This window comes from Mesorhizobium sp. M7A.F.Ca.CA.001.04.2.1 (genome assembly GCF_003998485.1).
Taxonomy (GTDB): domain Bacteria; phylum Pseudomonadota; class Alphaproteobacteria; order Rhizobiales; family Rhizobiaceae; genus Mesorhizobium; species Mesorhizobium ciceri.
On record NZ_RZQT01000161.1, the window covers coordinates 1 to 11,716 of the forward strand.

Here is an 11,716-nt window from a genome sequence, read left to right on the forward strand (position 1 = left end):
CCCCTACTCCCCTACTCCCCTACACATTCAGCAACAAATACTCCCGCTCCCACGGACTGATCACTTCCATGAAGGTCTCGAATTCCGCGCGCTTGATCGCCGCATAGGTCGCGGCGAACGACTTGCCCAGATGCGCGCAGAGTTCCTCGTCGCCCTCGAACAGGTCGACGGCTTCGAGCAGGCCGCGCGGCAGGTCGATCTCGTCGGCATTGGCCGTGGTCAGGACCGGGGGCTCGGCCTTGATCTTGTTGGTGATGCCGATCAGCCCGCAGGCAAGCGATGCCGCCAGCGCCAGATAGGGATTGGCATCGGAGGACGGGATGCGGTTTTCGACGCGCCGTGCCGCCGGATCCGAGCGCGGCACGCGAAACGCCGTGGTGCGGTTGTCATAGCCCCATTTGTTGTTGACCGGCGCCGACGCCGCCTGTGTCAGCCGGCGGTAGGAATTGACATAGGGCGCGAACATCACCAGCGCGTTCGGCACATGCTTCTGCATGCCGCCGATAAAGTGGAAAAAATCGTCGGTTTCCGAGCCGTCAGCGGCCGAAAAGATGTTCTGTCCGGTCTTCTTGTCGATGATCGACTGATGGATGTGCATGGCGGAGCCGGGTTGCCCCTGGATCGGCTTGGCCATGAAGGTGGCGTAGATCTCGTGCTTCAGCGCCGCCTCGCGAATGGTGCGCTTGAACATGAACACCTGGTCGGCCAGTTCGATCGGGTCGCCATGGCGCAGATTGATCTCCAACTGGCCGGCACCTTCCTCGTGGATCAGCGTATCGATCTCCAGGCCCTGGCTTTCGGAGAAATGGTAGATGTCGTCGATCAGTTCGTCGAATTCGTTGACGCCGGCGATCGAATAGCCGGCGCCGCCGCCGATCGCGCGTCCCGACCGGCCAACCGGCGGGGTCAGCGGATAGTCCGGGTCGGGATTCTTGCGCACCAGGTAGAACTCGATCTCGGGCGCCACCACAGGCTTCAGGCCGAGCTTGTCATAGGCGGCCACCACACGCTTCAACACGTTGCGCGGCGTGAACTCGACCGAGCGTCCGTCCTGGTGGACGAGGTCGCAGATGACCGCTGCCGTCGGGTCTTCTTCCCAGGGCACCACCGTCAGCGTCGACAGGTCGGGCATCAGTTTGAGGTCGCCGTCGTCTTCGGGGTAGTGGAAGCCGTTGCCATCCTCGGGGTAGCCGCCGGATATCGTCGTCATGAAGACTGCCGACGGCAGCGCCAGCGAGGTGTTGGAGGTGAATTTCTTCGATGGCATCATCTTGCCACGCGCGACGCCTGCCTGATCGGGCGTGATGCACTCGATGTCCTCGATGCCGCGCCATTCCAGCCAGGCGCTGACTTCCTTCCAGTTCTTGACGCCTCGTTGGTTTTTCACGAAGGCAGGCGTGCGGGCGCGTCCTCCGCGGCTCGACGGACGGACTTCCTTTTTTGCAGGCGGCATCATTCACCAGATTGGGTTGCGGATTGTGGAGTATAGCCGTGCCCTCCTATGGAAGGGAAGGGGAGCCGCGTCGGGCATTGCCCGGTGCGGTTGAAAAACACGCCAATCGGCTTAGTTTCGGCCGTCCCATTCCAATCGAGGCGTTCAATGCGGCGCAATGACAAACTGACGACGATCGGCTTCGACGCCGACGACACGTTGTGGCAGAACGAGCAGTTCTTCCGGCTGACGGAAAAGCGCTTTGCCGCCATGCTCGTCGACCATGGCGAAGCGGAGCACATCTCGGCACGATTGCTGGAGGCCGAAAGGCGCAACCTCGCTGTCTATGGCTTCGGCATCAAGGGATTTACCCTGTCGATGATCGAGACGGCGATCGAGGTCACGCAAGGCCGCGTGCCGGGCTCGGTCATAGCGGAGATTCTCGATGCCGGCCGCGAGATGCTGAGCCATCCGATCGAGGCCTTGCCGCACGCCCGCGAGACGGTCGAAGAGCTTGCCGGCGCATTCCGCCTCGTGCTGATCACCAAGGGCGACCTCTTCGACCAGGAGCGCAAGCTGGCTGGCTCAGGCCTTGGCGATCTGTTCGACGCGGTCGAGATCGTCAGCGACAAGAATGCTGCCACCTATAGCAGGCTCTTCAAGCGCCACGGCGATGGTCCGGCGAAAAGCATGATGGTCGGCAACTCGCTGAAGTCGGATGTGGTGCCGGCCATCGAGGCCGGCGGGTGGGGTGTTCATGTGCCGCATGAACTGACCTGGGTGCTGGAGCATGTCGAAGCGCCGGTAACCGAATCGAGGTTCCGCCAGATATCCGATCTCGGACAACTGCCCGGACTGATCGAAAGCATCATCGATCCCTGATCGCCGGGCGATCCGTGGTCGCCCGGCCTTACCTGGTTCGATTCCGGACGGAAAAACCGCTACACACTTTCCCGCAATTGCCTCAGCGGCCGATCAGGCGATCGATCACCGGTTGCAACCGTTCGGGCGTGATCGGCTTGGCGATCACCACGTCGATGACACCAGGCAGGCCCAGGCTTTCCGTGGTGCCATTCTTGGTTGACAGCAGGATTACCGGTGGCAGCGATTTGCCCGAGGCGCGGCGCAACGCGTCGATGCTGGACATCAGATTGTCGCAGTCCTTGTTGTCGGCGCCGCCGTCAAGGACAACCGCGCCGGGAATGAGCGACCGCAAGATCCTTGCCGCCGTGTCGGGAGATTCCGAAATCGGCTTGAGCCCGGATCGCTCGACGATCTTTGAAATCACCACGCGATTGATTGGCGACCTGCCGACGACAAGCACCTGCGACGGATCACGGATCGCCTCGGTGGTTGAGCCGCGGGTCACCAGATTCGGATGTCTTGGAGTCTCGCCTTCGCGATTCACCGGGCACACAAGTCAGCCAAGAAGCTCGCCCCTATTTCAATGCAGAGTTGAATCCGGAGCGCAATTGGCGTGAGATCGCAGCCTATGTCAAGTTGAAATAAAAGTGCCCGAAATCATCGCCGGGACAGTGAATTTCAAGCAACGCTACTGTACTCGACTGTCCACACGTGCATTTCATAAAAAGAAAATTCACCTGCGCAGGTGAAGGGTCGGTTGCATGAATTTCAGTCAGCCGTGGCTCTGCTGCGTGACGATCACCGGGATCAGCAGATCGCCCCAGTTGCCGTCGCCGCCGTGATGTCGTGCCGAGCGCACGAGTTCCACCGAGACGCCCGCCTCGACCGCCTTCATAACCGACTGGTTGAGGCGGTGCAGGTCGTTGGCCAGCATGCGGATCGTCGCCTGCTGGTCGACGCTCATCGTTGTCGACTGTTCCTCGGCGCGTTCCTTGACGCGGCTTATCGATGCCATTGGTTTTCTCCTTGTGTCCCAAGCCCTGTCGGGCGTTTCCTCTGAGTTTTTCTGTTCGCTATTCGGCGGCCGGTTTGAACTGCGCGTGCTCCGTCGATTCATGCATGGCGGTGGTCGACGACTGGCCGCCGGTGATCGCCATCGACACGGCGTCGAAATAGCCGGTGCCGACCTCGCGCTGATGCTTGGTCGCGGTGTAGCCATCGGCCTCGGCCGCGAACTCCGCTTCCTGCAACTCGGAATAGGCCGCCATCTGCCGCGCCTTGTAGCCGCGCGCCAATTCGAACATGCCGTAGTTGAGCTGGTGAAAGCCGGCGAGCGTGATGAACTGGAACTTGTAGCCCATGGCGCCGAGCTCCTTCTGGAACTTGGCAATCGTCGCGTCGTCGAGGTTCTTCTTCCAGTTGAACGACGGCGAGCAATTGTAGGCGAGCAGCTTGTCGGGATGGTGCTTGCGCACGCCGTCGGCGAATTTCCTGGCCTGCGCCAGGTCGGGTTTCGAGGTCTCGCACCAGATCAGATCCGCGTAAGGCGCATATGCGATGGCGCGGGCAATGCAGGGCTCGATGCCGTTCCTGACATGATAGAAACCTTCAACCGTGCGCCCGGCGTCGTAGTCGACGAAAGGCTGGTCGCGCTCGTCGATGTCGGAGGTGAGCAGCTTGGCGGCTTCCGCATCGGTGCGCGCGACGACCAGGGTCGGCGTGCCCATCACGTCCGCCGCCAGGCGCGCGGCGTTGAGGTTGCGGATGTGCGCCGCAGTCGGGATCAGCACCTTGCCGCCGAGATGGCCGCATTTCTTTTCCGACGCCAACTGGTCCTCATAGTGGACGCCGGCGGCGCCCGCCTCGATGAAGGCCTTCATGATTTCGAAGGCGTTGAGCGGCCCGCCGAAGCCGGCTTCGGCGTCGGCAACGATCGGCGCGAACCAGGTTTCGACCGAAAGCCCGTTGCCTTCGGAGGTCTCGATCTGGTCGGCGCGCTGCAGCGTGCGGTTGATACGCTTGACCAGTTCGGGCGCCGCATTGGCCGGATAGAGCGACTGGTCCGGATACATCGCACCAGCCGTGTTGGCGTCGGCGGCAACCTGCCAGCCCGACAGGTAGATCGCCTTCAGCCCGGCGCGCACCTGCTGCATCGCCTGATTGCCGGACATGGCGCCGAGCGCGTTGACGAAGTCCTCCTCGTGGATGAGCTTCCACAGCCGATTGGCGCCCATTTCGGCAAGGCTCTGGCGGATCTGCACCGAACCGCGCAGACGCTTCACATCCGCCGCCGAGTAGGGTCGTTCGATACCGTCGAAGCGACCTTCCGGCGCCGATGGGACGAGGTTGTAAAAATCAGTCATTGGTCACTCCGAGGAATTGCTGATCTGTGTCAAGGCGTCAATCATTTGGGGGTATTTGGGTATGACTGGATTTACATTTCTGCGCGAAATCAGCCACAAAAATCAGGTAAACTGAGAGGATATAAGAGAAAACCTGTGTTGCGTTTGACAGAAGTGCGTTGTAAATTTGTCATTATTGTAAAAGGCCCGTGCCCAGGAAATTCGTGTAAATTGCTGTAAAGGACAGTCCATGGCTGACCAGAAGATCTTCGCCGGGCCGCGCATCCGCCGCATTCGTAACGCCAAGGGCCTGACCCAGACGGCGATGGCCGAGGGTCTCGGCATTTCGCCGTCCTACCTCAATCTGATCGAGCGCAACCAGCGGCCGCTGACGGTGCAGCTGATCCTCAGGCTGGCCTCCGTCTACAAGGTCGATCCACACGAGCTGCAGGGCGAGGCGAGGGGATCTGTCGCTGCGTTGAAGGAAGTGTTCACCGATCCCCTGCTGGTCGGCGAGTTGCCGGGTGATCAGGAACTGATCGAGCTTGCCGAGGCGGCGCCCAATGCGTCCGCGGCCGTGATAAAGCTGTTCCGCGCCTATCGCGAGCAGGCCGAGCGCCTGTCCGACCTCAACGAATTGCTGGCACGCGAGGGTCGGGCGACGGCGCTTTCCGGCGCCCGCCTGCCGATCGACGAGGTGCACGAGATTTTCGAGCGCCGGCCGAACCATTTCGCTGCCCTCGAGGAGGAGGCCGCGGCGTTCACCTCGGTGCTCGATCCCGGCGACGATCTGTTCGGCGCGCTGAAGGCCTGGCTGAAGCGCGAATATGGCATCGTGGTCAAGGTGCTGCCGGTCGCGACCATGCCGAACTGGCGCCGCCGTTACGATCGTCATTCGCAGCGCCTGTTCCTGTCCGAACGCCTGTCGCCGTTCGACCAGTTGCGCGAAGTCGCGATGGAGGCCTGCCTGATCCGCATGACGGTCGCGGTCGCCGGCGAGATCCAGGCGCTCAAGCTGAGCACCGACGAGGCGCGCCGCCTGGCCCGCTTCGAACTTGGCCGTTATGCGGCGCATGCGCTGATGATGCCCTATCAGGCCTTTCACGCGGCTGCCGTGCGCGCCCGCTACGACATCGATGTCCTGCGTTCGCGCTTCGGGGTCTCCTTCGAACAGGCGGCCAACCGGCTGACCATGCTGCAGCGGCAGGGTGCCTCGGGCGTGCCGTTTTTCATGCTGGAGGTCGACAATGCCGGCAACCGCTTCCGCAAGGCCGGCAGCCAGGGCTTTCCTCAAAGCCGCTTTGGCGGCGGCTGTCCCAAGCTGCCCGTGCATGTCGCCTTCACCCAGCCCGGCCAGGTCTTCGTGGAGGCAGTGGAAATGCCCGACGGCGCCGAGTTCCTGTGCATCGCCCGCACGCTGGAAGGGCCGCAAGGCGCATTCTCGGAACGCCCGCGCCGCACCGCGCTGCTGCTCGGTTGCGACATCGGCTTTCGTGACGACATCGTCTATGGCGCGGCATTGCCCGGTGCGGCAATTACCGCAAAGGCCGGCACCGTCGCGGCGACGCCGGTCGGGCCTGCTTGCCGGCTTTGCGAACGCGTCGGCTGCCTGGCGCGGGCAGAACCGCCGGTGACGCGCCCGCTCGGCCTCGACGAGATGGTGACGGGCCTGAGTGCTTTCGATTTTCAGTGACGCCGTGTTCTTCTGAAATGGAGCAAGGTGCCACAATTGTCGGCGGCCGCTGGCTCAGTTCCGGCCTGCGCCTTTGCGTTACGCGAACAGAGCATCTTTTTGTCGTCCCTTGCGCATCGTCCCGTCCACAAGAGCCCGACAGTGGCAGCCATGATCGATACCGCATCGCCGATCGTCGCATCGCCAGCCGTCTCGCCGCGCGAGGAGCGCGTCGGCATGCTTTTGGTCTTCCTGTCGGCGCTGATGTGGAGTTTCGGCGGCGCCATCGCCCGCTTCATCACTGTCGGTGACAGCTGGACGGTCATTTTCTGGCGATCCGTGTGGGCAGCCGCCTTCCTGGTCTGCTTCATGGTTTGGCGTGACGGCTGGCGTGGCATGCTGAAGCTGTTCCGTGACATGGGGTTGCCCGGCCTTGCCGTCGGGATCTGCTTTGCCACGGCATCGACCGCCTTCGTCGTGGCGCTCGCCTACACCACCGTCGCTAACATCCTTTTGATGCAGGCAGGCGTGCCGTTGCTGGCGGCGCTGTTTGCCTGGGCATTGTTTCGCGAAAGGGTTGGTGTCGCGACCTGGGTGGCAATCGCCGCCGTCATCACCGGCGTCGCCATCATGGTGTCGGAATCGCTCGATGGCGCCGTCTCGCCCATGGGCGATGGGCTGGCGCTGTTGATCGCGGTCATGTTTTCGGTCGCCACCGTCATCACCCGGCGGTTCTCCGGCGTGCGCATGACGCCGGCGACGTGCCTCGGCACCATGCTCGCGGCCGGCTTTGCCGTCTCGCAGGCATCGACCCTCACCGTATCTGTCAGTGACATGGGCTTTCTGTTTGCCTTCGGCGTGGTCAATCTCGGCCTCGGCCTGGCCTTCTTCGCCACCGGCGCGCGACTGATCCCGGCGGCCATCGCGGCGCTGCTCGGCACGTTCGAGCCGATCCTCGGCCCGATATGGGTCTGGCTCATTCATTCCGAGGTGCCGTCGGGGCGCACCATCATCGGCGGCGCGGTTGTGGTCACGGCGCTGCTCGTCCATATCGGGCTCGAATTCAAGCGCCAGGCAAGGCCCGAACGCGCAGGGGTCACCGGGGTGCCGTCACCTAATTGAAGCGGCCTGCAGCTTTGCCATTGACAACGTCGCTGCGGCACGGGCAGGCTGGGAATACGGCAACAACAAGACAGGCGTATCTTGCCAAGTCTCCCAGCCGGTCCGATCGGGACCGGACCATATCGTCGTATCTCTGCCCGCGCCATGGCGAAAGCCTCTGACGGTATTGGCACGCCTCCCAGGCCGCCTCAGGGGCATCCAACCATCTCATCGAACCGCCTGCATGGTCTCGGCAGTTCGCGCTTGTCGCCCCTTGGAAAGCTCAATAGTCTGAAGAAAATGCCGGTCGCGCTGATGTCGCGACGAGCCGGTGAAGGAACACTCATCAAAGGAGAATAGCATGATCCGCAAAGCGCTCTGGCTTTCGGCAACGTCGGCATTCCTGACATTTTTCACCGTCGGCGGTCACGCCGAAGATCGTGTCGTCAACGTCTTCAACTGGTCGGACTACATCGACAGTTCGATCATCGACGATTTCACCAAGGAAACCGGCATCAAGGTCGTCTATGATACCTTCGATTCCAACGAAATCCTTGAGACCAAGCTGCTTGCCGGCGGCAGCGGCTATGACGTCGTCGTGCCCAGCGGCAATTTCCTTGCGCGCCAGATCCAGGCCGGCGTGTTCCAGAAGCTCGACAAGTCGAAGCTGCCCAACATCTCCAACATGTGGGATACGGTTTCGGAACGCACGGCCAAGTACGACCCCGGCAACGAATACTCGGTCAACTACATGTGGGGCACGGTTGGCATCGGCTACAACATCAAGAAGGTGCAGGCGGCGCTCGGCACCGACAAGATCGACAGCTGGGATGTCTTCTTCAACCCCGACAGCCTGGCCAAACTGAAGGACTGCGGCGTCTACGTGCTGGACTCGCCGGCCGACATCATTCCGGCTGCACTGAAATATCTCGGCCTCGACCCGAACAGCACATCGCCCGACGATATCGCCAAGGCCGAGGAGACCTTGCTCAAGGTCCGACCTTATATCAGGAAGTTCCATTCCTCCGAATACATCAACGCGCTCGCCAACGGCGATATCTGCCTGGCCGTCGGCTGGTCGGGTGACGTGTTCCAGGCCCGCAACCGCGCGGTCGAGGCCAAGCAGGGCGTCGAGATCGGCTATTCCGTGCCGAAGGAGGGTGCGCAGATGTGGTTCGACCAGATGGCGATCCCTGCCGACGCGCCGCATGTCGCAGAGGCGCTCGAGTTCATCAACTACATGATGAAGCCGGAAGTTATCGCCAAGTCGTCGAACTACGTGCTCTACGCAAACGGCAACAAGGCTTCGCAGCAATTCGTCGACAAGGCACTGTTGGAGGATCCTTCGGTTTATCCCGATGCCGAGACCATAAAGAAGCTCTACACCGTCTCGCCGTACGATCCCAAGACCCAGCGCGTCATCACGCGCACCTGGACCAAGATCGTCACCGGCCAGTAAGCAATCCGACACGGTCCCGGCAGTCACCTGCCGGGACCGTTTTTACCTGGGGCAAGAAGCAAGAAAATCAGGACGGAGTGGGACATGAAATCGCTTGGCAGCATCCGCAGGGATTTTGCACCGTGGAACGACCCGAACGCCAAGCCGTACATCCAGTTCGACAACGTCACCAAGAAGTTCGGTGACTTCACCGCCGTCAACAATCTGTCTCTGACCATCTTCGAGCGCGAGTTCTTCGCGCTGCTCGGTGCTTCCGGTTGTGGAAAGTCGACGCTGCTCAGGATGCTCGCCGGCTTCGAGGAGCCGACAGCCGGCCGCATTCTGCTCGATGGCCAGGATCTGCGCGGCATCCCGCCCTACCGGCGGCCGGTCAACATGATGTTCCAGTCCTATGCGCTGTTCCCGCATATGACGGTCGAGAACAACATCGCCTTCGGCCTCAAGCAGGACGGCATGCCGAAGCCCGAAATCGCATCGCGCGTTGCCGAGATGCTGAAGCTGGTCAAGCTCGAGCAGTTCGCCAAGCGCAAGCCGCATCAACTGTCCGGCGGCCAGCGCCAGCGCGTCGCGCTCGCCCGCTCGGTCGCCAAGCGGCCGAAGGTGCTGCTGCTCGACGAGCCGCTCGGCGCGTTGGACAAGAAGCTGCGCGAAGAGACGCAGTTCGAACTGATGGACCTGCAGCAGAATCTCGGCCTGACCTTCGTCGTCGTCACCCACGACCAGGAAGAGGCGATGACCATGGCCGATCGCATCGCCATCATCGACAAGGGCGAGGTGATGCAGGTGGCAACGCCGGCCGAAGTTTACGAGGCGCCGGGATCGCGTTTCGTCGCTGGCTTCGTGGGCAACGTGAACATGTTCGAGGGCAAGATCGCGCGTGGCGAGGCGGGCAGCGCCAGCATAGACGCCGGCAACGGCATCACCATCCGCACCGACAATGCCGGCACCGCCGGGGCCGGGACGGCCGTCACCTTCGCCATCAGGCCCGAAAAGATCAAGGTGTCGTCGAAGAAGCCGGCCGAGGCCGTCAACGCCATCGAGGGCGAGGTCTACGACATTGCCTATCTCGGCGACATGACCGTCTATCATGTCAGGCTGGACGACGGCCAGGTGGTGCGCGCCAGCACCATGAACGCGGCCCGCATCACCGAGGATCCGTTGAGCTGGAACGACCGCGCCTGGGTTTCCTTCCGGCCCGACGCCGGCGTCGTGCTGACGCGGTAGGGGGCGACCATGTCGAGCGCCGCCGTCACCACCTCAACAGCCTCGCCGGCATCCAATGCCGGCAAATCCATCCTTGCCAGGCTGGGTGCTGCCTTCGTTGGCCGACTGGTCATCATCATCCCGTATGTCTGGCTGCTGTTCTTCTTCCTCATTCCGTTCGTCATCGTCTTCAAGATTTCGCTGTCGCAGACGGCGATCGCCATCCCGCCCTATACGCCGGCGCTCGATTTCAGCGGCGGCATTTCCGGGTTCCTGGCTCAGCTGAAACAGCTCAGCCTCGACAATTACACCTGGCTGACGCAGGACGCGCTCTACTTCAACGCCTATGTGACCAGCGTCATCATCGCCGCGGTCTCGACGGTCCTGACATTGCTCGTCGGCTACCCCATCGCCTACGGCATGGCGCGCGCGCCGGCGACGATCCGCCCGACCTTGCTGATGCTGGTGATCCTGCCGTTCTGGACCTCGTTCCTGATCCGCGTCTACGCCTGGATCGGCATTCTCAAGCCCGAAGGGCTGCTCAATCAGCTGCTGCTCGCCACCGGCGTCATCCACCAGCCGCTGATCATCCTCAACACCTATACGGCGATCTTCATCGGCATCGTCTATTCCTACCTGCCGTTCATGGTGCTGCCGCTCTATTCCGCGCTCGAGAAGATGGACTATTCGCTGATCGAGGCGGCCAAGGATCTCGGTTGCCCGCCGACCAGTGCGTTCTGGAAGATCACCTTCCCGCTGTCGCTGCCCGGCGTCATCGCCGGTTGTCTGCTGGTGTTCATTCCGGCCGTCGGCGAATTCGTCATTCCCGATCTGCTCGGCGGATCGCAGACGCTGATGATCGGCAAGACGTTGTGGAACGAGTTCTTCGCCAATCGCGACTGGCCGGTATCGTCGGCCGTGGCCGTCATCCTGCTGTTGCTGCTGATCGTGCCGATCATGCTCTTCCAGCGGGCTCAGGCGCGCGCTCAGGAAATGGACAGGTGACCTCATGAACGCCACCTGGAGCCGCTTCAACATCACCTCGATCGTGCTTGGCTTTGCCTTTCTCTACCTGCCGATCGTGCTGCTCATCGTCTTCTCGTTCAACGAATCGAAACTGGTCACGGTCTGGGGCGGTTTCTCGACCAAATGGTACGTCTCGCTGTTCCACAACCAGGGTCTCATGGACGCGACCTGGGTGACGGCGCGTGTTGGCCTGATCTCGGCCACGGTTGCGACGGTGCTGGGCACCCTGGCGGCACTCACCTTGACCCGCTACACGCGCTTCAAGGGCAGGGTGCTGTTTTCCGGCATGGTCTTTGCGCCGCTGGTCATGCCGGAAGTCATTACCGGCCTGTCGCTGCTGCTGCTCTTCGTCGCCGTCGGGCTCGATCGCGGCTTCCTCACCGTCACGCTCGCCCACATCACGCTGACCATGTGCTTCGTCGCCGTGGTCGTGCAGTCGCGGCTCATGACTTTCGACCGCTCGCTGGAAGAAGCCGCGATGGATCTTGGCGCAACGCCGGTGAAGACCTTCTTCCAGATCACATTGCCGGTCATCATGCCGGCGATCGTCTCCGGCTGGATGCTGGCTTTCACCCTTTCGCTCGACGATCTGGTCATTGCCAGCTTCACCTCGGGGC

The 11,716-nt window shown here is 62.2% G+C and carries 11 protein-coding genes; 7 read left to right on the plus strand and 4 right to left on the minus strand.

Annotated features, from left to right (window positions below; translation table 11 throughout):
- Nucleotides 1-19: 19 nt before the first annotated feature.
- Entirely contained in the window at nt 20-1,456 is a 1,437-nt protein-coding gene (locus EN955_RS30550; RefSeq protein WP_027035719.1) for a glutamine synthetase family protein, read from the minus strand.
- 144 nt (nt 1,457-1,600) lie between these two features.
- Between EN955_RS30550 and EN955_RS30555 the strand changes: the two genes are divergently transcribed.
- Nucleotides 1,601-2,314 carry an HAD family hydrolase gene (locus tag EN955_RS30555; RefSeq protein ID WP_024505758.1) on the plus strand — a complete coding sequence of 238 codons (714 nt, stop codon included), beginning with the start codon at nt 1,601-1,603 and terminating at the stop codon, nt 2,312-2,314.
- Between the two features lie 82 nt (nt 2,315-2,396).
- Here the strand turns inward: EN955_RS30555 and EN955_RS30560 are convergent, their stop codons facing one another.
- From EN955_RS30560 to aceA, 3 genes are all read right to left on the minus strand, one after another.
- Nucleotides 2,397-2,801: a response regulator gene (locus tag EN955_RS30560; RefSeq protein ID WP_245265430.1), complete on the minus strand. Its 405-nt coding sequence runs from the start codon at nt 2,799-2,801 to the stop codon at nt 2,397-2,399.
- 267 nt (nt 2,802-3,068) lie between these two features.
- Nucleotides 3,069-3,311, minus strand: coding sequence for a hypothetical protein (locus EN955_RS30565; protein WP_006202762.1), 243 nt, complete (start codon nt 3,309-3,311; stop codon nt 3,069-3,071).
- Between the two features lie 58 nt (nt 3,312-3,369).
- Complete coding sequence (gene aceA / locus EN955_RS30570) at nt 3,370-4,659, minus strand: isocitrate lyase (protein WP_024505756.1); 1,290 nt, start codon at nt 4,657-4,659, stop codon at nt 3,370-3,372.
- A gap of 229 nt (nt 4,660-4,888) precedes the next feature.
- Between aceA and EN955_RS30575 the strand changes: the two genes are divergently transcribed.
- The 6 genes from EN955_RS30575 to EN955_RS30600 all read left to right on the plus strand — a co-directional run.
- Nucleotides 4,889-6,331 (plus strand): XRE family transcriptional regulator, encoded by a 1,443-nt coding sequence (locus EN955_RS30575; RefSeq protein WP_013530246.1) that lies wholly within the window; start codon nt 4,889-4,891, stop codon nt 6,329-6,331.
- Between the two features lie 150 nt (nt 6,332-6,481).
- Nucleotides 6,482-7,432 (plus strand): DMT family transporter, encoded by a 951-nt coding sequence (locus EN955_RS30580; RefSeq protein ID WP_024505755.1) that lies wholly within the window; start codon nt 6,482-6,484, stop codon nt 7,430-7,432.
- Between the two features lie 340 nt (nt 7,433-7,772).
- Entirely contained in the window at nt 7,773-8,870 is a 1,098-nt protein-coding gene (locus EN955_RS30585; RefSeq protein WP_013530248.1) for a polyamine ABC transporter substrate-binding protein, read from the plus strand.
- 84 nt (nt 8,871-8,954) lie between these two features.
- On the plus strand, nt 8,955-10,094 hold the full coding sequence (locus EN955_RS30590; protein WP_013530249.1) for an ABC transporter ATP-binding protein: 1,140 nt from the start codon (nt 8,955-8,957) through the stop codon (nt 10,092-10,094).
- A 9-nt stretch (nt 10,095-10,103) separates the two neighbouring features.
- Nucleotides 10,104-11,078 carry an ABC transporter permease subunit gene (locus EN955_RS30595; protein WP_024505754.1) on the plus strand — a complete coding sequence of 325 codons (975 nt, stop codon included), beginning with the start codon at nt 10,104-10,106 and terminating at the stop codon, nt 11,076-11,078.
- Between the two features lie 4 nt (nt 11,079-11,082).
- Nucleotides 11,083-11,716, plus strand: a 634-nt coding sequence (locus tag EN955_RS30600; protein ID WP_127223510.1) for an ABC transporter permease subunit, incomplete at its 3' end; no start/stop codon positions are given.